The sequence below is a fragment of the Coprococcus sp. TM115-187 genome (assembly GCF_027679115.1).
In the GTDB taxonomy this organism is placed as follows: domain Bacteria; phylum Bacillota; class Clostridia; order Lachnospirales; family Lachnospiraceae; genus Allocoprococcus; species Allocoprococcus comes.
Genome location: NZ_JAQEKS010000011.1, coordinates 1 through 23745, shown reverse-complemented (window position 1 = coordinate 23745; position 23745 = coordinate 1). Strand labels below are relative to the sequence as shown.

The window sequence follows — 23745 nt, the reverse complement described above, 5'->3', positions numbered from 1 at the left end:
AATGTTATCCTCACTTTCTATTGTTTTACTCGTCCTGCACCGATTAAGTGCTGTTGCCAGTAACTATTATTTAGGTCTGCATATCCTATCGGATTTCCTGCGTGGTACATCTGCGTCGGCGAAACAAGAATACCGACGTGTGTTACATAACTTCCAGCGTTATAGGTAGAATGGAAAAATACCAAGTCCCCAGCCTTTGCCTGCGAGAGTGGAAGATGTTGGGTGGCGTCATACTGTGCTTGTGCTGTTCTCGGTAAGGAAACACCAGCTTTTCCATAGCACCATTGCGTCAGCCCCGAACAATCAAAGGAAGTATTCGGGTTACTGCCACCATACACATACTTCCAGCCTTGATATTTCAACGCTTCATTCATTACCTTTTGTGCCAGTTCTCCCGATACCTGCGGAACTGCTAAATACTGATTGACTACTTCCACATAGAACATATTTCCATAGCCATACCGCCAGCCCCCGTTCTTAGCAACGGCTATCGGGTTGGTGTAGGTTACTTTCTTTCCACCCGATTTCTCACGGGCGAAGCTCTCTGCAAGATTAAAAGTGTGTTTTTTTCCTTTTCCTGCCACATATCCCACATAGCCACCGCCATAGTTATAAGACTGTATTGCTACATTCAAGTCGTCGATACCTTGATTTTTGCAGGAAGAAAGCAGGGACGCAAAATACTTACATCCCTGCTTGATTGAGCTTTCCGTATCTAAAGAGTTGGGCGGTAAACCCAGACTTTCCGAACTCTGCATAACATCTTCTGCCGTACCGCCACTTTCTACTTGAATGATAGCAAGTAGCACATTGACATACTCGGAGATACCGTTTTCTCTGGCGTACTTTTCCACCATAGGCTGATGTTTCAAGACTTCTGCGGATAGGTTCATACCCGTAATGCCAGAAGAAAAATTGCTGTTCTCATCGTCGCTGTCCGCACTAATGAGGACACCAAAGAAAAGCACCAGAGAAAAGAGGATAGGAAACAGACTGCCAATGATAGCGATATGTTTCAGTTTCATTTTTTCTTCTGTCCTTTCTTCGTTACAAGATTACGGCTTTTCTCTATGGTCTGTTGGTTCTTCTGGACGCTATGGGTCTGCTGAACCTTTTTCCTGCGGTCTTTGGTGTAATTCTGGCGTGTTTCCTGCAATACTACTTTTTCTACATTCTGCCTATGTACTTGCTGTGTAAGCTGGGTTGCTTTTCTATCAGAAGCACCAGAAGATAGCGGACGCTCTTTGATAACGCTTGTCTTGACTGGCTCGCTTGCTTTTGAAGTGGTCGCTGTGGCAGGGCGTTTGACTTCCTGCATTTTTTCCGCACTCGGCTTTGGAATGGTTGAAGCTGTGGCTGGTCGCTCATGGGGACGGGTAGCTCCCGTTGTCGCTGATCCGTCAGCCTTTCGCTGTACCTGCTTTGCTTCTTGTGCCTTTTGAAGCTCCATACGTTTGTCAGCGATATTTTTCTTATGCTGTTCCTGCTTTTCCAAACGTCCCGTCTGTCTGGACTGCTGTTCCTGCACCATGCCACGCTTAAAGTCGGACACGCTGGACTTTGCCTTTTCCTTTGCGGAATACACCGCATAAGCGGTCTGTGTCGGCATATCCTTGATATTCTCTTTGACAGCATTTGCCTTGTCTTTTACTTTATTTTTCGTATCTAAGACAGCACCGACAGCAGAACCAGCACGATTTCCAAAACTGGAAGAAGTGTTGCTTCGTGAAAAAGTACGTTTATCTTTTTGAGGATTACTCCTTGAAGAACCATTACCCGATAGCATAGCTCCCGTAACCGCACCTGTGCCAGCTCCAACCATACTTCCATGACTAACAGCTCTAGCCATGCGTCGCTCCATTCTTCTAGCCCTATGTCGCATAAACAGATATGGTCTGCGGAAAATTCTTCGTCCCATGCTTTGACTGTCGTTAGCGTTCAAAGAGAACATACTCATTAAGTCGCCCAGCTTCATGTAGATACCAGCGAAACACACTATCTGTAAGAACGCTACCATAAAGAAAGGATAGTCCGTGGATATGTTATAAAACATACTGGAAATGCTGAACGCCACCGTTACAATGAGCGTTATTCCTGCCCGTGTCATTATGGTATTAAACACCCTCACGATTGCCTGCTTTGCCAGATTTTCTTGACTGGGTATCATAGAAAGAAGAAAACTGATAGGTAAAAACATTGAAAAGATAATAAAAAGTATCTGGCTAAACAACATCATGCCCGTAAGCAAGAATACAAATATCGTTATCCCTAAATTGAAGAACAATAGGAAGAACACCATGCCTAAACGGTTCACGACCTGCGGTATCGTCAGATTGTTGTTGTCATTGTCCTCAATTTCTGTTTTCACGACTTCTTCTCTGGTTTTCCCGTCCTCGTCCTCTGGGCTTGCCGATACCAGAGCGACCACACGGTCTGTTCCGATTTCCTCTGCGTTGCTGTTCCCGAATTGTAAGAGTAGCCACGGCTGTTCCACTTGAATAGAAAATAAGCTGTCCCGTATCAAGTCCACGCTGTCCTTGCCCTCGCTGTCAGAGTTGGGGAGCATGATTTTTGTTCCCAAGTCCAAAGAAGCGGTACTGATGTCTGATGAAAACTCATTTATCTTCTTGATGTAATCGGGAGCATAGGCAATAAAAGAAGCCGACAGCACGAACACCACAACAAAGTTGATAACGGCATGAAGTGCCTTGCTGGTTTCCCGTTTGATAAGTCCCGTATAGGCAACATAAAGTCCCACCACTAAGATAATGAGAAGCAGGAAACCAACATAAAAGCCAGAGCTGGAAAAACCGTTCTGCGTTACGCCTGCTAAGGTCTGTATGCTTTTTCCGATACTGTCTGCCATATCGTTAATAAAATCAAGTTTGTAGGCTTCCTGCACCACATAGCCCGTTGCATTACTCAAATATAAACTGATAGTCCAGACAAAGTTGGTAATGCAATAAAGCCCATACTGTACCGATTTTCCAATCCCGTCCAGCCAGTTCCACGGCAACCACGACCAGCTATTATCCACATAAAAATCAAGCTGATAATTCGACAACGGATATTTTGAGTAAAGATTTTCTGCGTTTATGGTATCGTCCACAAGTCCCGTCGCATGAGCCACCGTCCCCAAAAGTGAAAGCAGGATAAGGGAGAGTGCCACCACGAACAGAGCTATTTTTAGAAAGTGTAGTATCTTCTTTTTAGTGAACGCACCTTTTATCCTTTCTTTCATCACTCCACCTCATTTCTCTGTACGGGCGGTCTGGTATCAAAGGCGTGTAGCAGTTCTTCAAAGACGGGGTGTATCTGTACTACACCGACACGCCCGTATAAGTCCTGCAATAAGCATTGTCCGTTCTCCAAATCACGCAAGCGTTTCTGGTTGTTTTCGTCGTCCTTGTCGATACCGAAAAATTCTAAGGTCTGTTTTATCTCGTTAATGTCAGTAGAACGAAAGGCAAATTTCAAGCCGATATTGTTTTTCAGACTTTCCTTTGATACATCGTCAGAGGATTGTGTAACGAAATAAACGCCTGCCTGCATAGCTCGTCCAGCACGCACCAGCTTATTTGATAAGGTTTCGCCTTGTGCCACATTTAAGAACGCCCACGCTTCATCAAGGTCTACAATCTTAAAAATACTTCTGTCCGAATGGATAAAATCAAGGGCAAAGGTACTAATCACAATCAGCATAGACACCGACAATAATTCAATGGTCGTGTATTCCTCAAAAGTCGTGTCCTTATCTGGCAGTACAAGGTCGGCTACTTGAATGATATTGAGCTGGTTGTCAAGACTGATAGCATTTTCCACCGTACCGTCCGAAAACAGCAGATGTGCAAAGTCGTAGTCCGTGAAGCTGTCGATATGGTCTGCGATATTTCTTGCTATTGGTGTTTCTTCACGGCGTAGCTCATCTATCACATGGAGCAAGCCCCGACGGTCGCTCTGGGTAACAGAGCGAACCGCCTTACGAAGTACGGGGAATTTTTCGCCGTCCCTAGAGGAAATACCCGTAAGGAATGTCAAGATGTCGATTGCCAGACTTTCAGCGTCTTTGACATTTTTCATTATCACAAACGGGTCAAGAAGTCCTGCATTGTCCTTGTCGCTGGTTAGATTTACGATATTGATTTCATGGGCGATTTCTGGGAGCGTTTCTTTCCAGTTGCCACGCTCACTTTTAGGGTCTAACAGAAGTGCTTGACCGCCAAACAGCACCGCATAATACACCAGAAGATTGTTACAGAACGATTTCCCACCGCCAAGCGAACCGACAAAAGCAGACGCTAAAGCGTTGGTAACTGTACCTTTTACACCTTGACTGGCAAGGGACGGTTGCAGGTACACATTTCTTCCCGTATCAACAGAATAGCCCATATAGATACCCGTAGTTTCTCCTAACTGCTGTGTCGCACCAAAACCAAGCCCTGCTAGAAAATCTGATTTTACATACTGCACATAGTCATTGATATATCGCTTGCTGGCTGGTAAAAATTCAGAATGAAGCCCCAGCATATCCCCAGCAGGACGCACCAGCTTTACATTGAGGTCATCGTAAAAGTCCTTGACTTCATCACAACGGCGTTTCAGCTCGTCAAGATCGGGTGCAGACACCCGAATAACGTAGCTTAACTTATACATACTTTCTTTGCTCTGGTCTAAGTCTGTTTCCAGCTCGTCCACGCTGTCTAAAGCGTCCACCACATTTGAGCTGGTTTCACTTCCAGCTTGATAGGCGTGATTGTCAAGGTCTTTCAATTCCTTTTTCTTGTTGCGGACGGTTGTTAATGCTTTTCGGTTCTCCACGATTTCTACATTCATGGAAGTATCAACGGGGAATGTGAATTGCTGTTGCTGGAAATAGAAAATTTCGCTTGACGGAAAATCAAGCTCGCCTACAATCGCATTGACGGTAAAATAGGACACATAGCTTTCCTTATCCTCATGTTCCAAGCGTAAATATCGCTGGCTTTCCTCAATCACACATCTTGTCGGACGGATAAGGTCGTAGTATTTTATCAGCGTTTCTTTCTGCAAGTTCTTCTTTGGTAGCTGGTACTCATAATCTTCATAGGCGATACCGTCCCTGCCGTAAAGATGTTCCATGAGATACCCAAAATCATGGATTTCCAAGCGACGCACCTTAAAGCGACGGGAGATTTTATTTTCCAGTAACTTTTCCATTTTCATATAACGGTTGATTTCATCATTCGGCATGGAAACAAAATCATTCATCAGCGTGTGGTTCACTTCATGGAGAAATTCTGCAAACGTCAGCCACGCCGATTTTTTCATGTTCTTCAGATTGAGCTGTTCTTCTGTAACCATGAGCTTAAAGCCAAGAAAAAAGCGGTAGTCCACTTGATTGTCCCCAATCATAGATACTAACGCTTCGGTCTGTTCGTCTATCTTCTGGTAGGCAACTTCCTTTAATTTTCCCGTTACCAGTTTCTTTGACTGCTCCTGCATACTTCGTATTGAGCTTTCTGTGGCAATCTGCAACGCATGAATTTTACCCTCACGGGACTGTGCAATGAGCTGTCGAAAGCTGTCATGCACGATAAATTTCTGCTCTGCGGATAAGAAAGAATAGTTGTACGGTATCAGCTCATAGTAGGCGAACACCTCATTGTCCTTGTTCCAGACAAGGTTGTTGTCAATATATTTTATCGGGAACATAGTTCACACTCCTTACTGCCGTGATTGTTTCATTTAAGGTCTGCTTATGCAGTTTTACGGCTTTTCCTGCATAAGTGATTTTTGGTCGCAGGGCATAGGTTATCTGTGATTTCAAAAAGCTGTACGGCTTCTTTCCGTCAAAGGTTTTCTGCGACATAAACCAAGTGAGAGCAACGGGAATACCGAAGTATTTGAGAAATGCTCCCTCAATCATGGAAAGTGGGGGAATATCCCCAAACAGAATGATGATAAATTCCGTAATCACAAACCATGTAATCTGTGTAAAGGTAACGGGAAAAGGCAAGTTAAAGTCATTGATTGCATACAAGACTTTTTCCACGTTCCAGATACCCGTATAAGATTTAATCTTTTTCAAGTTCTTTCAGCTCCTTTCAAAATAGAAAAGGACAGCCATTTTCAGACTGTCCCTTAAAAGAGAAATACGCTGTCAGTAGCAACAATGCTTGTCGCTGATCGTCCAGCGTTAATATGGTATCTCGCACATACCTCGGCTTGTTTCAATAAAGCAACCGCCCATATCCAAATCTCGCCCGTAGGCTTCATAGTCAATGTAGTTCTGCAAGCTGGGTGGAATATCCCCCAGTGCCTGCAATTCGTCTATGTAGTAGTAGGCAACGTCTGTCATGGTTTCACAGTCGGGATAATAATAAATATCGTCCTTATGTTCCACGACTTCTTCCAGCGTCCCGTAGTGGCTGATAAATTCGTCCAGACATTCTACGATATAGTCGGGAAGTTCCTCTATCATTTCATACATCTCATTGAGTTCTTCAATGGAAACATACTCGCCAATCGCAATGGGGAAGTTGTCAGTATCATGGATAGCGTATTCCTCATACTGTTCATTCAAGCCGATTTTTTCTTTTACATCTTCCTCGTCAATGGGAAATGTAAACCAAGCACCGACTAAATAGCCCTCATTGTATTTGCCAAGATTAGCGATATAAACCGCCATATCATCAATCATAAGTACCACCTCATTTCCTACTCTGGCAGTTCAAAGATACCGTGTTCCGTTACTAAAAATTTCCCGTGTTCCTGCAAGTGAGAAGCGTAGGCTTCAAAGTCAAAGTAATATTCTTGACAGTCCTCGGATAAATGCTTAAATGTCGGGTCGTTCATCAGCTTTTGCTTTGCAACATCTATCATGCTTTTGCAGTCGGGATAAATCGTAATCACGTTCCTGCAAATATAAAGTGCTTCTAAATTCTCAAACACCGTAAGTAGTGATACATATTCTTCCTGCATATCACTTGAAAGCTGGCGGTACATAAAATCTAATTCGTTAAGCTGATACACGCTTGTATGTTCGTGAACTTCATCAGCATAAGGCAACACCTTTTCGATAATGCGGTAATCCCCACTTTCTGCACCGATACCTAACTTTTCTTCAAACTCTGCAACATCTATCGGCAGGTCGAACCAGTATGATGTTGTTTCTTCGCCAGTTGTTCCTTTCGTTTCCACCAGCACCCTTGTTTCCTGCATTGTTCCTCACGTCCTTTCTGTTGTTTCATCACATCTTTTATGGTCTGGTACGACATACCAAACACATACTTTGAAAAATCTTCTAACTGTCTTTCTTCATAGTCAGCAAGGTTCAGCCGTTTCATTTCATGCCACACCTTACGCTTGTAAGAGGGCAGGTCGGAAAGATAATCACAGCCGACTTTTGCCTGCATATCCTTAAAAATATCGTTCATGTCATCACTCCAATCTGATTTTAGGTAAGAAAAAAGCAGTCAATCCTAAGACTAACTGCTTTGTGTGTAGGGATATGGAATTTTTAAAATGGAAATTCACAATATTAATTGAGAGGCAGAAGCTTCTTCATTCTCACATTCTGCATAATCAATATTTTTTACATTTCTTGTTACAACGCATTTTATTTGATGCCATAATTTGCAGAATTCGGAAAATTAAAACATCCCATTTTTAGCCTTGTTATAACGGTAATAATTTTTTCTATTACTGTTATAACAAGGATTCCAGGGGTTCGGGGATGGAAGATCCCCGTATTATTTCTGCACTATTTATTTTTCTGAAAATGGCATATTATAATGTGCTGATCAACAATTTCTTTGAGTGGCATATTGAACAATTCGTTCTTCAATTATTTCATATATAGTTATTTTCCCACATTCAGGACATATTTTTGCTGGTACATTTGTGGCATGATATGTTGTGCCATTATAAACTACATCAGTTTCTGTTGTAATACTTTTTAACCATTTTCTACATTTTTGACATCTAAACATAATCGCTCTCTCCTTTAACTTCTAACTTGCCGTTTTCTTCATATCCACATTATATCATTCCCATATATGTGCTGCAATATAAATTGCTATGCACCGATAATCTTATTAAACAGCTCTAACAGTACATCTTTCACACCGCCAGCGTTGAATACCAAGCCGACAGCAATTAAGGCAACTACCAAGAAGCCGATAAGTTTGGAAAACTCACGCTTGAACCCTAAGTAGATACCGATAACCACAATCGCCATAAGCACTAAGCTCTGTGCATTGCTTAAAAACCATTGATACAAATTTTGCCCGAAATTCATGTTATTTGTCCTCTCTTTCTTTGATTTCTTCCATATATCTGTCAGCTTCTTTGCCGACATTCAAAATACACATCAAGACTACGCCGATACCCATTCCCATAGATACCAGCAGGAAGTCTTTTCCTAATTCCCACATTTTTTATCACTCCTAACTTTCCACCAAATCTTTTGCAGGGGTCGTCTGCTGTTTGATTATCATTTCATGTTTTTCACTCAAGGTTGCCTGCTTTTCGATAGTTTCCATGTAGTCTGTACCGTTTTCCTTATCAATCTTTTTCAGCATTTTCAAGGTCGGTGCTACCTGCCTTTGTACCCAACGCAATGTGCGGTCTAAGGTATAAGGCTCTGGCTTTGTTGTCAGTTTCAGACTTTGCCGATTATCGCCGATAAACCACGCCCAGCGGTCATTGAGTTTCCAGTCATTTTTTCGCTTGTCGGGTTCTTCATCAACAAACCGCACATACTGGTTGATGATAGAAAAGGCGGTCTGCTCTGCGTCATAATAGGTCAGCAAATCTCGTACTGCATAATAGGCACGTTCATTTCTAAGCCGTATCTCAAAACGGTTGATAATGTCGGCTTCTTCCAGAGGTGTCCCTAACTTGACATACTGCTCATAGTCCTTTTCATAGATACAAAAATACACATCTGATTTCAGCGACCCAAGATAAAGGGTACGTCCCATATATTCTCTGTCGTCCTCTCTGTGCTTGATAAGCTCGCCCGACTGGTAAAACTTATAACTTCTGGACTTTCCGATATATTCCCGTTTCCTGCATTTTTCCGCAAGCTCTGGAATATCCAAAATGCCCGTATGGTCGTTGATAGCAAGGTCGATACGCTTCATCACGCCACCGTCTATGAGTGCGTCCATGAGGAAGTCATACCAGCTTCGTTGCTGTGCCAGCAGGTAACTTTCAAACTGTCGGCAACCACGCCCCTTTAACTCTAAAAGGACACCTTTTTCTTCGTCAGCCGACGTATAGATAAAGATGTCCCCTAAAGAATAATGCTCCGTATAACTGTAATGTCCGTAATCTTCATGGAACATATAATTGATATTCAGTTTTAATATATCTTTGATGATGTGCTGTATATCCAGCGTGGGAAAACGAATTTTTACATAATCAAACAGCATGGTAAGCGGTGCTTCTGGATTGAACCTTGCCACTTCCTTGTGCAGAGTTTCCAGAAGCTCCTTTGACGGCTTCATTTTTCCGCTTTCTATCTTGTTGAGATATTCCCTTGTGATACCAGAAGCCAACGCCAGCCTGCCTTGTGAGATACCGTAAGCAATCCGTTTCTCCCGTAATTCTTTTATCCATTGTTCTTCATTCAGAACCATACCTCCAATCTGTAAAGTGTGAAGTTTTTTCAGACGACTTCACAACTGATTTTTGCTAGAAAACCATGCCAGAAGCCTTATGTTTCCTATGTTTTTTGTCTATTGTCTATTTGCAAACGTACCCCTCTGTTAGATACCGAGGGGTTTTACCTGCTGGCGTGGCTTACGCCACACCAGCAACGGCTAGTCCGTGCCGTCGCCTTTCGCTTCGCACGTCGCCGTCCCGTCCTGCCTTGCTTGTGCAAGAGAGCCGATGGTCTGCAAAAAATCATGTCCTTTCGGGACTAAAGGCGTATAAAATTCGCTTATCACGCTTGTTCCCACATCACAATAGCCACGCCCCTTGATACGCTTCTGAAAAAACTGTTTCTTCACATCAGAACCGAACAGCATACCGTAACCTAATTCGCTGATACGCCCAAGTCCTACACGGAAATTGAAATTATCTCTGATACCGTCCGAGAAATACTTTGCATCTGGACGCTGGCAGGCAACGATAAGGAAATAACCTGCTTGTCGTCCTAACATAACGATTTTCTTTAACTGGCTAAGTAGGCTCACACTTTCTTTTGTCCCCAGCATTTCAAAAAACGCCACATATTCATCAAAGATAAGAAAGCAGGGTGGCAGTCCCAGATAGGCGTAGTTTTCGCCCGTCTTATAGTTCGGGTGTCGCTTCATTTTCTCACTTCGCTGTACCATGCCCTCATAAAAGGCATTGACGCAATCAATCATTTCTTCTTTCGTGTGATACACATTTCCCATAACTGTCCCCAAGTCTGCTAAGTCCGCATTTTTCGGGTCTAAGATATAAAGGACAGCGTTTGTATGCAGTAAGGCTTCAATGAGTGTCAGCAGAAAATATGTTTTACCGCCACCAGTCCCACCAGCAATCAGAGCGTGAGGGAGTGCGTCATATTCCCAGACAAGATTTTTCATCAATCTAAGACAACCGTTTTCTGCCCGTACTTCATCAATGGTAATGCGGTTCGCTATCATATCATAAAGCAGGGTATATTCGATATAGCCGTCATGCAGGGTCTTGTCGGTCAGCTCACAATACAAGCCACTTTCCAACTTATCCTCCAACCGTAAAAGCTGGTCTTGATATTTTCCCAGCGTAATTTCACAGCGGATATGAAGAAGTCCTTTTTCCATTTGATAATAAATCTTTGGAAACCAGACGATTTTTTCCCTTGATCTGCTTTGCAGGTCAGTAAAAAAACCGCTGTCTTGTACGGTATCGGCTTCATACCACTTATTTTCCAGTATCATTCTTGCCAGCTTTTGACGGTGCAGTAGCTTCTTGAAACTGTCGTAACAGAAGCGGTAATACAGAAAAGCGACCAATGCACAAACACCAGTCGCTATCAGTATGGTTATGAAGTTGTAAAGGGAAAGCGTAAAGCCATTGTCTAATAAGCTGAAATGTTCCCAGTCGGTACGCATGAGCTGTTTGCTATTCAGTAGCAGGAGAACTGCCACGAACACAAACAGAAGCGTCTCTATGGAAAAATGATAGACAAGGTGCTTGTCGCTGGCTCTGATACGGTGTCCTTTGTTCCAAATCATACGCATAAATCAATCACTCCTTTCTGGGTATGAAAAAAGCAGTCAATCCTAAGACTAACTGCTTTTTCATTACCATTCATTAAAAATCTTCTGAGTCCAACACTTTATATCCAGCCTCAATTAACGCTTGTGCAAATAGACCTTGACCTTTTATCAATTTTCCCGTAAAACTACCATCATAAATATTCTTGACTGCACAAGTTGGGCTTCTTGATTGCAGAATAACTAAATCTATTTCCATACTTCTTATTTCATTTAAAGCCAACTGTACCGCATGACGATATTCCTCATCAACAATATTTCCATTTATATCCATGACAATACCATTTACTATTTCCGCACTAGGACGTGGTGTAGGCATATTCGCTAATAATTCTGGACAAATTTCGATAACCTCTTTATCTTTTAGAAACTCTACAACTTTCGGATTGAGATTATTCCCACCGTTATATTTGCAGTTCTTTCCCATGATACATGAACTAACTAATACTTTCATAGATAAGCACCTCACAATTTATCCTAATTATATCATTCAACGAATTACCTCACAATAAAAATCTAATCTCTAATTTTATTTTTTCAACTGTCCCTGCGTGTTATTATTCTGTGGATTGCCTGCGTTCTGGTTGCCTTTATTCTTCAACACAATATCCTCTGCCTTTACATACCAGTCCACCTCTGCACCACCAAACGTCTTTTTTGATACCGTATCGGCTACGGGATTGACAAGCTCCACAACTGCATTGTACGGAAATTCCCTTAACGGTACTTCTGACGGTACAGACACGGGGATAATTCCACCATGCAGACTGCACTTCAAATCATAGATACGCTTTTTTAGCTGGGTACTCGGTGTCCCGTCCTCATTCTGCAAGAACACATCACGCACCGCTGTAAATTTTAATTCTCCAAATGTTTTCTCTTTGTCAATAACAAATCCGTTTGATAATCTCATAGTATTTTCACTCCTTTACTTTTCTTCAACTGCTACAATATCATCAGCAAGCAACACATAATCGGTATGTCCCATATCCCCGATTGCGTAACCTCTGCCGTATAGCTTCGGATTGACAAGTTTTACTTTCTGTTCATACTTGAAATGCTTTTCGCCAGCCTGCACGGGAATTTCCACCACAACATTTTCGCCTTTCTGTACGTCAGAATAAAGGTTGTAACTTCTTCTTGCGAAAAATCTGCGGTTATCTTTATCTCTATCAAAAACATGGTCGCTTTCGCCTGCAAATTCAAGAGTTCCAAAAGACTGTGCCATATCTGGCACGACATATTTCATTTCCATATTGTTTTACCTCGTTTCTTTCTATATTTGATAAGTTTTTTGATTGTGATTTCTTATTCTGGCGGTTCGGGAAGTACCAGCAATCCCACCGATAGTAAAGGGTAAAATAAATGCTTACGCACCCTTGACTATCCGTGTTCTTGCAGGTAAGTGGCAGACAAGCCAGAATAAGCGGAAGTCTGCCTTTGACAGCTTCGGCGGAGAGCGTGATTTTCCTTTTTTCATATCGTTACCGCCTTATGATTTCTTTATTTTACAGCGTTTGTAAAGATATGTTCCAGCTAATCCACCAGCAGACACAAGCAACATCACGACAAATGCCATTACATTTGTACTGTCGCCCGTTTTGGGACTGTCGCTAGGTCTGTTAGGCTTTTCTGGTGTCGGTGGTGTTTCGGGTTTTTCTGGCTTTTCCTTAAAGGTAATCGTCTGTCCCTTATCCTCAATATCCTTATGTTCGGTAACTTTCTTCGGTTCGTCTGGATTGCTCAAATCGTACAATTCTTCAAAAGTTACAAGCTGTTTGCCGTCAAGGGAAGTAGCGTCAAAGGTAAAAGCAACTTCCACTTTCATAGTTTCGCTGTCAGCGGTAAACATATAATCACTTTCCACACGCTTTCCATTGATAAGAAGCTCTGCACTTTCTTCTTTCAACATCTGCCAGCCCACAAGTTTGTACTGTGTACCGACTTCTAAGCCCTCTAAGGTTACGGTATCAATGATTGTAACGTCTTTTCCAGCTTCAAGCTCTTTGTTGCCGTCCTTATCCGTAGCAGTCGTATGAATTTTGATGATACGCTCTGTGATAAGTACGGTCTGCCCGTCGTCCTCAATGTCTTTGTGTTCTGCAACTTTTACGGGTTCGTCTGGATTGCTGAAATCATACAATTCTTCAAAGGTAACAAGGTTTTTGCCACCTAAAGCAGACGCATTGAACGTATAGGAAATTTCCACTTTCATTTCTTCCTCATCAGCGACAAAGGTATAATCGTTTTCTACACGTTTCCCGTCAATGATAAGCTCGGCGTTTTCTTCCTTTAACATCTGCCAGCCTTTGAGCTGATATTTTGTGCCTTTTGTAAGTCCGTCTAATTTGACCGTATCAACGATTGTAACCTCTTTTCCTGCAAGGATAGTCTTTTCGCCGTCCTTGCTGGTCGCTGTGGTATGGATAGAGATTTCTTTTTCGTATTCATCAGTCAGCGTTCCTAAATCAATCACAAGATTATTTCTTGATACCACGATTTCAAAAGGTGGGATAAGTTCAAAGCCTTTGTTACTATCAGAGCGTAATTCTTCAATGATGTAAGTATCATAAAGTAATGCACCCTTGCTGTCGTCTGGTTCAGAAGTCCCAAACCACACACCGTCCTCACTGGTCTTTCCTGCGTTTGTATTGTGCTTATGAGAAGCCCATTCAGCAGAAGTGGAGAATTGCCCGTTATCATCAGTTACCACTACATGATTTTCACCCGTCGTCTTGCTTGTGATCCTAAAGGGAACATTAGCAAGACGCTTGTGTGTACCTGCACCGATTTTTACACCCTCAATATCTCCACGCTTAATCTGATTGTAGATAGAATGAGCTTCGTCGGTTAAGTCCACGATTTTTCCATTTTCTGTGATTGTAAAATCAATCGGTTTTGCACCGTCAGTTAAGTAACCGTCGGGAGCTTCACTCTCAACAATACGGAATTTTCCATAAGGTAAAAGGTCAGAAGAAGTAGAAGCGATACCCTCAATATCTGTACGAATTGTCTTTACCACTTCATTTTTCTTGTATAGCTTGCCCTCAACCAAAACAGAATTATCATTTAAGGAAATGATGTCAAAGGCAGTATCTTTCAAAGTGGCACTTCCTTGTGGCTTTGTATCGCCCGTTTCTAAATCTCGTTTCTGAATTTTGATACCGCCACGGATAACCTTGTCTGATACGGAAAACTGGTTACTTCCAGATAATACGGCAAGGTCGCCGTCCTCGGTAATCTGTGTTACATATAAGCCCTTAATCTGTTCGGACTTATCGCCAGCCTGCATATATGCACCCTCTAACAAGTAGCCGTTTGGAGCTTTTGTTTCTTCTACGGTTAGCGTCCCAAGTGGAAGAACCGCCTTACCGTCCTGCATATAGAAGCTGTCGCCAGATACCTTGTATGCGTCCGCTAATTTTGTGATGTAGTGGGTTGTCCCGTTGCTGTCTGTTTCAGCGATTGTCTTTGTAACCCATGTACGAGTAGCTTCGGCAGGGAGATTGTCTTTATTATAGAAGCCTGCATAATACTTCCATGTAAATTCCGCACCTGCTAAAGAAGCGCTCCCTTGCGGATTGTCTTTCTGTGTTTCCATATCAATCTTGAAAAGCTCAATCAAAGTGTCCGTTACTTTTGGCGTATCAGATACTTTCAATGTTGCTGTCTTTCCAGCTTCAACCTTTAAGGAATATACAGTTTTATCCACTTTATATCCTGCTGGTGCGGATAATTCCTTGATATAGACTGTGCCTGCTTTTACCTCTACAATATCTGTATTTCCGTTTTCATCAGTCGTAAGGGGAGCAAGCTGTTTCGTGCAGTCCTTATCAGAAAAGACACCATAGGTTGCACCTGCAATAGAGTAATTCCCGTTACCGTCTGTAATGCTAGTATTACTGGAAGTCTTTTGTAATTTCGCATTTCCGACATTCAGCTTCGCCCAGAATTGTCCCAATTCCTGCCCCTCGCCAGAGTAGATATAACCGCCACATTCATAGCGTCCTTTATTTTCTTTGACAAAGGCTCTTGCACCAGAGAAAACTTCGTCCTGCGTTGCCTTTGGAATTTCATCATAAGAAGCTCGCACGTTATCACATTGCCAGCCAAGATGTACGCTCAATCTCTGCCAGACTACACATTGTTCCAACAGATAGACTTGCTTGTAGTTCAATTCCTTGTGAGTTTCGCCATACTGTTTGACATACTCTAAGGATAACGCCACATCTGAAATCTGGTCGGCACTCATGCGTGAGCTTGCGTCAGCTCTGGTCTTGTAGCCATTCTTAAAATCTGTATTGATGTCGATACAATAGGCAGTTTCGCCCTCGACTTTCATATAGCCCTCATTGAATGTCGAACCGATAGAACCGTCATTCATTACTTTTTCAATGATACCGACACGCTCTGCACTTTCCGTCCAGTATTGCTTACTTTCTGCATGGACAGGTGTAATCGGTAAAGCAGTAACGACAGTTGCAAGAACTAAGAAGCCCGTACACAATCGTTTCCATGTCTTTTTCATAAATCTAATGCTCCTTTCATTTTGGGTAATAAAATAGCCGTCCAATAAGAACGGCTGGAAATAGAAAAGGAACGTCATTTTAGGCGTTCCATAATCTATAAAATATTCAATTTTTTATACTGATGTGTTGCTCATCAAAATCTCAAATTAAGGTTATTTGACACCAATTTTGACACCAATTTTTTGTATATTGACGATTTTTGATGAAATATGATAAATTCATAAAACCCGTGAAAAGCCTGTAAATAGGCACTTTACGGCACTCTATGAACTAAGACAAAAGCTACGCTGTAATAACAAGCATTGAGTGCTAATTTTTTGAGATTTTTTTTGCACCAGCTTTTAAGATTGCTTGTATGTCTTTTCTATTTATTCCAATCATAAAGAATCCTTTCGATTTTACAAATGTCGCAGATTCACACGATATTCTTTTAAAGACGCTTCATCGGCATTGGAAATCTGATATTCCAAATGCTTAATCAATTTCTTCTTTCCAGTTTCCCTTTTGAAGCTCATACTGTGAGCATTGGCAAAATTTTTTTCGGGACTGTTCTTTTTTCACAGCCCCTCAGCTACAGTTTTTTTACTCTCTAAAACAGAATTTACAGGATACTTTTTATACAAAAAAAGAACCTCACTGGTCGTTATTCCTGTTGTTCTGGCATATTCCTTTGATGTAATCTGTCTGCCCTGTCTCCATTTCCGATAGACATACTCCAGAAGGTCTTCTTCCAGTTCTCCTCTGGCTTTTGCAGTATCAATATTTCTGTTTTCTGTTTTTTTATCCGCCATTACTTCACTCTCTGTGTTCTTGTTTTCCTCTTTTGCTTCTGGTTAGTTACTTCAAACCATGGTTTTCCCCATTATATTGTTCTTTTTTTTAGTTTGTCAATGCATTTTACCTGTTAATCATCCGTTTCCTTTAATTTTGTCTGGTCTGTTGTCTGGGTATCGATACATACCGCATGAACAGCAAACCGTTTGCTGTATCCATTCCCGGTACAGGTGGACAGCGTCAGGATCTTGTTCGTTGACTTTGGTCTGATCCCGGTATCAAAATCCGAGTCTTTTACCATCTCGTCAATAAACGTCTGGTATTCTTCCCCCGGCTGATAACCGACTTTATATACATTGCCGCCATTCACCGCATCCTCATAGGAGAAGATCTGATAGCGGTAGGCAGTGCTTTCGGTATAGACCGTAAAGTACTGGTTCTTTTTCCAGAAGCCTTCATCCTTGTATTTCTTCAGACTGCCGAACATACTGCCATTGTTCATGTTGTGTCCGTAAATGATGTTATAAAGGTCGGAAAAATCTGACTGATTCAGTCCTTCCAGAAAGATACTTCCGGCGATATGCTTATTGCCATGGATATCTTTGCGCAGATATTTTTCGTTGTCCCCGGAGTGCACGATAGGATAGTTGATACCAAGCTCATTCTGATCGTCGAACCGTATCCAGCCGATGCCGTCCGGGTTTTCTGTTTTTAACTGGTCAAATTCGACTTTAATGTCGGTGCTCCACCAGTCTTTTTTCTTCTGCTTCCCGTCATCTGGTTCGGATTCATCACTGACATATTCTTCGGCAAGTTTTTCATAATCTTTCGTCGACTGCCATCGATCAATATACGGCGGCAGAATATTCCACAATGCCACACCTATCAGAATTACAGCCAGAAAAATCCATATCAGCCATCTATAAGAATTCTTTTTCCTCATGTCACGCTCCCGCTCTTGTTAGCTCTATCAAACTGCTATTGTCATTATGGAATGCACCGCCAGAAATGTCAATCCTTTTCTTCGCACTGTTTATCCATTGGAACTGCCAGCCAGTGTTTCTGATTCATGTACTTTGCCGGAGCAAGGTGATACATTTCGATATAATTGCTTATCATATCCGACTCTGCCTGAACTTCCATGATTAACATTGCAGATTCTGAATTTCATCTCTGGTTGGCATTACACGCAGTGCCCCTTTTCTTGTTGTAATCACAGATGCTGCCGCATTTGCAAAAGTCAGCATTTCCTTCAGGTTTTCTTCCTCTAAACCTTCCATTCCGTGTTCACAGATATAATGTAATACACAACCACAAAATGTATCTCCTGCTCCTGTCGTCTCAATTGTATTCTTCTGAAGGAACGGTTTTACTTCTACCATCGTTCCGTTATAGTATGCACGACTTCCTTCTTTTCCCATAGATACAAGGATCAGCGGAATCTGATATCTTTCTCTAATCCAATTTACCCCTGCCGTATAGTCTTCTTCACCTGTCAGCCATTGGATTTCATTGTCTGAAATTTTCAGAATCTGACAATGTGCTAATCCATACAATACCTGTTCCTTTGCCTCATCCAAAGAGTTCCAAAGTGGTGGACGTAAGTTCGGATCAAAGGAAATAACTGCACCGGATTCTTCTGCAATACGGATTGCTTCTTTTGTTGCTTCGCGCACTCCTCCATGTGTCATGGACAACGTTCCGAAATGGAAGATTTTTGTTTCTTTAATAAGTTCTGCCTGAACCTCTTCTTTATTCAGCATCATATCCGCTCCCGGATTACGATAAAACGAAAAATCTCTGTCTCCATCCGGATAAGTATGTACCATAGCAAGTGTCGTATGGATTTCCTTATCTGTACATAATCCACCTGCATCAATCCCTGCTTCTGTTATCGCATCTCTCAGCTGTTCTCCGAAAAAGTCTTCCCCTACTTTTCCGATAAATGCCGTCTTATGTCCGAGTTTCGTCAGCATTGCAAGTACATTGCATGGCGCTCCTCCCGGATTTGCCTCAAAAAGTGGATTTCCCTGATTACTTTTTCCATTTTCTGTGAAATCAATTAACAATTCTCCAAGTGCCACTACATCATATTTTTTCATTATATTCTCCATTCTGCCTCCAAAAATGACATTGCTTTTTCCATAAAATTCCTATTTTTTCACGCACCATCTGTACTGATAAGGATTCATCCATACCGAATTTATTTCCAGTTTTTCTCCTGTAAATAAATCCTCATATTCACCTTCCAGACAATTCAGCCATGCATTCTGTCCATATTCTGAAAAATTAGCCAGACAGATTAATTCTTCATTTCCTGCTGTTCTTCTAATCGCAAAAACCGCATAATTTCCTGTATCCCAGGTAGAAATACCGGCAGTTTCTCCAAAGCAATTTTCCTGACGCCGTATTTCTTCCATCTGCTTCAGACCATTCCAGATGTCGTACTGTACTGTACCCGCTTTTTTTCTCTTGTCTGCATTGTCCCACTGGAACGCACTGCGGTGCAGATACCTGCTATCCGCAGCAGTATCTGGATTTTTCTTATAATCATAATCATTTACCTGACCGATCTCGTCCCCGGATGAAAGCATTACAAATCCTTCCATACTCATACATGCCGCATGCATCATGAGCACTCTTTGGATTCCTTGTTTCACCTGTTCTAAATCCCCTTCAAATCCACCTTTTTCAATTCCGCACAAACTCGCAGTTGTTCCACAGCTTCTGGCATCTTTCGTCGCTGGATCGTAATTATATAATTCTCCTCGCGCAAAGCTATATGGATAAGTACCTTCAAAGAAATGATACAAATATTCTTTGTGCCGGATTGGGTTTATTCCCAGCTTTTTCTCCTGTTCTTCATCCAGTCCCCAGCCAATATCATCATGACAGCGAAGGTAATTGACAAAATAGCAGTTCTTCGGAAGGCTGTGGATCACATCCATCTGATGCTTCAACATCCTTGTGTCTCTCGTAGCCAGTGCTGCCCACAGATTTACCATGCTGGAAACTCCATATAACATATGACATTCCGGTTCACTCTCTGTTCCAAAATAAACCGGCAGTTCTTTTGGTTCCATAACAACCTCACCTTTCAGGATCACAGCCGGGCAGATCATTTCAACAATGATACGCAGCATCCGGACAATACTATGAACCTGGGGAAGATTTCTGCAGCTTGTTCCTAATTCTTTCCAGATATAAGGAACTGCATCAATACGAAACACTTCTACTCCAAGATTTGCCAGATACAGGATATTCCCAATCATTTCATTAAATACTTTCGGATTATGATAATTCAAATCCCATTGATAAGTATAAAATGTTGTCAGTACATGCCTGTGCATCTCTTCACACCATGTAAAATTTCCCGGAGCGGTTTCCGGAAACACTTGCGGCATAGTCTTTTCAAATTGATCCGGAATTTCTCGCGTCTCATAGCACTGATAGCGATCCATATATTCCTGTTCGCCTCTCTTGGCTCGTATCGCCCACTCATGTGTATCTGCCGTATGATTCATAACTACATCCAGACATAAGCTGATGCCACGCTTTCTCAGCTCTTTTGTCAGTCTTTTTAACTCTTCGTTTGTTCCTATTTCCGAATCGACCTGCTTAAAATCTTCCACCGCATACCCACCGTCATTATATGGATGAGGCATCTTTAAAAGCGGCATCAAATGAAGATAGGTAATCTTCTGCTCTGACAGATAATCCAAGTGTTCTATCACACCTTTTAATCCCCCCGCAAACAGCTTCGGATACATCGTCATTCCAAGCATATTTCTGTTGCGATACCAGTTTGGTTCTTTCTCTCTTCTACCGTCTAATCTCCTAAGCTCCGCCGATCTGTCCTGATAAGCCCCTTCCAACATCTGCATTAGTTCTTCATAACATTGTTCATTGTGATATAACTGCAGATATTTTTCATGCAGTTCCTTCTCATATCTTTTTCTTCTTTCCTCTATCATCAATACTCTATGCTCCTATACTACAAAGGGGATTCCCGTTCCAGGAATCCCCCTATCATTATCCATACGTCTTCAAACTCCATGTAAGTTTTATCATGTATTTCCTAAACCAGATCGTATTTCACTACATCGATTTTAGCTGCACCTTCAGCAAAAAATGAAATTCCTTTTGCCTCTTGTTCTGTAAATAGGACAGCCGACATAACCTGCTCGCCATCATTAATAAATATCTCTGCGCTAAATCTATCCAAAATCACACGAAGCTTTAATTCATCGGCATCTCCATTTACCCGACATCTTCTCTGATGAACCAATGCTCGTTCACTTCCTGAAAATTTTCTATCAATTTTCAGGACAGACTCATCCGGGCGGAAACTCAGTTCTGTATGAAACTTCTCATTCTGTGCAAAGCGTAATGCAAATTTTTTATAGACATTCCCCTTATCTTCCGGACGTATCACCATTTCCATGTCTATGGTTCGTCCTTCGATTTTATCTAATGTGATTATATCATTATTTATTACCACATTGTTGTACTCAACTCTGTTTTTACGCATTGCATCAAGTTCTTTGACTGGAGTTTGGTAAAGTCTTCCATTTTTTACAGACAATTCTCTCGGCAGACTCATTTGTGCAAACCACTTCGAATCGTTATCACGATGAGCTAGTGTATCCCAGTTCTGCATCCAACCAATCATAATTCTCCTGCCATCCGGGGCTTCCAACGTCTGCATTGCATAAAAATCAATTCCATAATCCACAGATTGCGTAAACTGCTCTTTTAAGGTATATGTATCTTTGTCCATTTCTCCTATGATACATAAAGTACCGTTTCCATTATGAAATTCGAAGCCTTCCGGCAACATATCCTGCGGACTGGTCAAAAGAACGTGTTTTCCATCCAGTTCAAAGAAGTCCGGACATTCCCACATCTTTCCAAAACGTTTCTTATTTTCTGCAAGGATGCTGACAAATTCCCACTCAAATCCATCCTTGCTTCTATAAAGAAGAATCTGTCCACTTCCGTCTGCTGGTCTGCTTCCGATAACACAATAGAAGTTCCCGTCTTTTCCTTTCCAGATCTTTGGATCACGAAAATCCACTTTACTTGCACCTTCCGGAAGATCTTTGGCTGTCAGAACCGGATTCTTCTCATATTTCTTATAATCTTTTCCATCGCCAACAGCCACTGCCTGTGTCTGAATATCCCTTACCGTTCCATCTTCCATTTTCTCCTGATCCACTGCAGTATAGATGAGCAGCTGTCTGCCGTCTCCTAACTCTGTTGCACTTCCTGAAAAGCATCCAATCTTATCATACTCTTCATCCGGTGCCAAAGCTGCCGGAAGATATTCCCAGTGAAGCAGATCCTTACTAACCACATGCCCCCAATGCATACTGTTCCAGTATGTATCGTATGGATGATACTGATAAAAAAGATGATACTCTCCCCGATAGTATGAAAAACCATTCGGATCATTCATCCATCCGACATATGGACTCACATGAAAAACCGGTCTGTCTTCTGCTTTTATCTGCTTTCCCTGTTCATCTTCATATTTTCTAGCCTTTTCTAACATCTCACTCATGCGAATCCTCCTATTATTCGTATCGTTATTTTTCTTCACTCAATGACTCTTGATACTGATCAAAGTATTTCTGTTTAATTGAAAGATAATCAGAAAGTCCATACTGTTCCATTTTCTTCAGATAGGAATCCCACTCTTTTTCAATTCCTCCATTCAGGATCCAGTCTGCTTTCTTCTGCTCTGCATATTTTTTAATATCGGTATCGTACTGAGATACTTTATTGGTATCATCAATGCTCATAAAGACATTTGGGTAAACATACTTGCTATTCATATCCTGTAAATAAGTTTCATGCATATTGTCTAAACGCCATTTTGCATCTTCCGGCTGTGTTACATATACATCATAATATTCATTCAGTACTGCAAGTGGACCATTTACAGATTGTGCCTCACGTACTTCTACCGGCGACTGCGTTCCAAGATCCATGTGCTTCAGCATTTCTCCGCCATCTTTATTTTTGGTCAGTTCAAAAATGTTAAAAGAATCCTTTTCTCCATAAGTTCCCCAGTTATTCTGTGGTGACTGAAGGGGTGCATACATCTGATCGATCCATGCAGCAGCAAGTGCTGTGTCACGACAGCTGGATGTAAGGACACATCTTCCACGATCGAATCCGCTTGTTTCGCTGTTGTTCTGTCTTGTGATATTTCTCATTCCATTCGGTCCTGTCAAAGCCGGCAGCATAACATAATCTTCATTGTTATCAATATTTGCAATATCCCATGTAAAGCAGAGACCATATCGATGATTCTTTCCTTTTGCTACATAGGTGGACCACTCTTGTGTAAATGCTTCCGGGTCAACCAGATCCTCTGTTACAAGCCTATGCAACCATTCAATTCCTTCTTTATACCCCTCCTGAACCGTTGTATAAATAACTTTTCCTTCATCCGTTACAGCGAAATGATCCCCTGTATCTCCATAACCCTCTCCAAATCCATTGATCAAAATTGCAGGATCCTGATCTCCATTATTGATAATAAATGACATTGGGATCACATCACCTTCAATTGAAAATTCTTTTTCAAGTTCATCTGCATGATCACGGAACTGAATTAATACCTGTTCCAATTCATCTGTTGTTGTCGGAATCTCAAGTCCAAGATAATCCAGCCATTTTTTGTTAATATACGGAATATCTCCGATTGCCTGAATGGCTTCTTTCCCAGCTCCAAGCTGTTCAATCCATGGAAATGAATAAATATGCCCATCCGGTGCTGTACACATTGTCCTGTATTCTGGGTATTTTTCAAATACTGCCTGTAAATTCGGCATATATTTATCTATCAGATTTTCCAATGGAATAATGATTCCCTGCTTTGCATAACGCAACAGATCATACTCACTCATTCCGGCATTGAATAATCCATCCGGCAGATTTCCAAACTGGGCAAGTGCCAGGTTTTTCTTATCAGAAAACTGATCTGATACAAAACAAGTCCAGTCAATATGAACATTGGTCTGCTCTTCCATACGCTGAAAGATCACTCGTTCATTTGGCTCCTGTGTTGATGTAGCCGGTGCACTTGTAATAAAGGAAAGTTCTGCGGTTTCCTTCAATGGAAACTGCACTTCCGAGTATAGTGGTTCAGTTGTCAAGACAAAAATCTAAGCTTTTTATAATGAACTGATATATGT

General features: G+C 41.7%; 21 protein-coding genes and 1 pseudogene. All 22 read right to left on the bottom strand.

Features of this window, described 5'->3' with window-relative positions:
* Positions 1 to 17: 17 nt before the first annotated feature.
* Entirely contained in the window at positions 18 to 1025 is a 1008-nt protein-coding gene (locus PGW42_RS09045; RefSeq protein ID WP_117536943.1) for a bifunctional lytic transglycosylase/C40 family peptidase, read from the bottom strand.
* Positions 1022 to 3241, bottom strand: coding sequence for a CD3337/EF1877 family mobilome membrane protein (locus tag PGW42_RS09040; RefSeq protein ID WP_117536942.1), 2220 nt, complete (start codon positions 3239 to 3241; stop codon positions 1022 to 1024). Before PGW42_RS09040 ends, PGW42_RS09045 begins: the two co-directional genes overlap by 4 nt.
* The gene (locus PGW42_RS09035) at positions 3241 to 5691 is read right to left on the bottom strand and encodes an ATP-binding protein (protein WP_117536941.1); all 2451 of its coding nucleotides are present in this window, start codon (positions 5689 to 5691) and stop codon (positions 3241 to 3243) included. The genes PGW42_RS09040 and PGW42_RS09035 overlap by 1 nt, the downstream gene beginning before the upstream one ends.
* The gene (locus tag PGW42_RS09030) at positions 5669 to 6067 is read right to left on the bottom strand and encodes a conjugal transfer protein (RefSeq protein WP_004843362.1); all 399 of its coding nucleotides are present in this window, start codon (positions 6065 to 6067) and stop codon (positions 5669 to 5671) included. The genes PGW42_RS09035 and PGW42_RS09030 overlap by 23 nt, the downstream gene beginning before the upstream one ends.
* 108 nt (positions 6068 to 6175) lie before the next feature.
* Entirely contained in the window at positions 6176 to 6679 is a 504-nt protein-coding gene (locus PGW42_RS09025; RefSeq protein ID WP_002323345.1) for an antirestriction protein ArdA, read from the bottom strand.
* Positions 6680 to 6696: 17 nt separating this feature from the next.
* Positions 6697 to 7200, bottom strand: coding sequence for an antirestriction protein ArdA (locus PGW42_RS09020; RefSeq protein ID WP_117536940.1), 504 nt, complete (start codon positions 7198 to 7200; stop codon positions 6697 to 6699).
* Entirely contained in the window at positions 7119 to 7415 is a 297-nt protein-coding gene (locus PGW42_RS09015; protein WP_101880314.1) for a conjugal transfer protein, read from the bottom strand. Before PGW42_RS09015 ends, PGW42_RS09020 begins: the two co-directional genes overlap by 82 nt.
* A gap of 366 nt (positions 7416 to 7781) precedes the next feature.
* A complete protein-coding gene (locus tag PGW42_RS09010; RefSeq protein ID WP_117536939.1) occupies positions 7782 to 7970 on the bottom strand; it encodes a YgiT-type zinc finger protein in 189 nt (62 codons plus the stop codon).
* Positions 7971 to 8056: 86 nt separating this feature from the next.
* A complete protein-coding gene (locus PGW42_RS09005; protein WP_002323342.1) occupies positions 8057 to 8278 on the bottom strand; it encodes a hypothetical protein in 222 nt (73 codons plus the stop codon).
* Position 8279: 1 nt separating this feature from the next.
* Positions 8280 to 8414 (bottom strand): DUF3789 domain-containing protein, encoded by a 135-nt coding sequence (locus PGW42_RS09000; protein WP_055154251.1) that lies wholly within the window; start codon positions 8412 to 8414, stop codon positions 8280 to 8282.
* A 12-nt stretch (positions 8415 to 8426) separates the two neighbouring features.
* Complete coding sequence (gene mobT, locus PGW42_RS08995; RefSeq protein WP_117536938.1) at positions 8427 to 9623, bottom strand: MobT family relaxase; 1197 nt, start codon at positions 9621 to 9623, stop codon at positions 8427 to 8429.
* Positions 9624 to 9806: 183 nt separating this feature from the next.
* A complete protein-coding gene (locus PGW42_RS08990) occupies positions 9807 to 11201 on the bottom strand; it encodes an FtsK/SpoIIIE domain-containing protein (protein ID WP_008792582.1) in 1395 nt (464 codons plus the stop codon).
* Between the two features lie 73 nt (positions 11202 to 11274).
* Positions 11275 to 11691 carry a DUF523 domain-containing protein gene (locus tag PGW42_RS08985; protein ID WP_002322983.1) on the bottom strand — a complete coding sequence of 139 codons (417 nt, stop codon included), beginning with the start codon at positions 11689 to 11691 and terminating at the stop codon, positions 11275 to 11277.
* 75 nt (positions 11692 to 11766) lie between these two features.
* On the bottom strand, positions 11767 to 12150 hold the full coding sequence (locus PGW42_RS08980) for a YdcP family protein (protein WP_117536937.1): 384 nt from the start codon (positions 12148 to 12150) through the stop codon (positions 11767 to 11769).
* A gap of 15 nt (positions 12151 to 12165) precedes the next feature.
* Positions 12166 to 12492, bottom strand: a complete 327-nt coding sequence (locus tag PGW42_RS08975; protein WP_117536936.1) for a YdcP family protein — start codon at positions 12490 to 12492, stop codon at positions 12166 to 12168.
* A gap of 237 nt (positions 12493 to 12729) precedes the next feature.
* Positions 12730 to 15765 (bottom strand): SrtB-anchored collagen-binding adhesin, encoded by a 3036-nt coding sequence (locus PGW42_RS08970; RefSeq protein WP_117536935.1) that lies wholly within the window; start codon positions 15763 to 15765, stop codon positions 12730 to 12732.
* A 558-nt stretch (positions 15766 to 16323) separates the two neighbouring features.
* Complete coding sequence (locus tag PGW42_RS08965) at positions 16324 to 16557, bottom strand: hypothetical protein (RefSeq protein WP_243000040.1); 234 nt, start codon at positions 16555 to 16557, stop codon at positions 16324 to 16326.
* Between the two features lie 113 nt (positions 16558 to 16670).
* Complete coding sequence (srtB, locus tag PGW42_RS08960) at positions 16671 to 17483, bottom strand: class B sortase (protein WP_195250082.1); 813 nt, start codon at positions 17481 to 17483, stop codon at positions 16671 to 16673.
* A gap of 202 nt (positions 17484 to 17685) precedes the next feature.
* Positions 17686 to 18642 (bottom strand): carbohydrate kinase family protein, encoded by a 957-nt coding sequence (locus PGW42_RS08955; protein ID WP_117555945.1) that lies wholly within the window; start codon positions 18640 to 18642, stop codon positions 17686 to 17688.
* 51 nt (positions 18643 to 18693) lie between these two features.
* Positions 18694 to 20514 carry an amylosucrase gene (locus PGW42_RS08950; RefSeq protein ID WP_270203260.1) on the bottom strand — a complete coding sequence of 607 codons (1821 nt, stop codon included), beginning with the start codon at positions 20512 to 20514 and terminating at the stop codon, positions 18694 to 18696.
* A 104-nt stretch (positions 20515 to 20618) separates the two neighbouring features.
* Positions 20619 to 22103: a glycoside hydrolase family 32 protein gene (locus PGW42_RS08945; RefSeq protein WP_270203259.1), complete on the bottom strand. Its 1485-nt coding sequence runs from the start codon at positions 22101 to 22103 to the stop codon at positions 20619 to 20621.
* Between the two features lie 25 nt (positions 22104 to 22128).
* A pseudogene (locus PGW42_RS08940) lies at positions 22129 to 23682 on the bottom strand (ABC transporter substrate-binding protein); the annotation flags it as partial.
* Positions 23683 to 23745 lie beyond the last annotated feature (63 nt).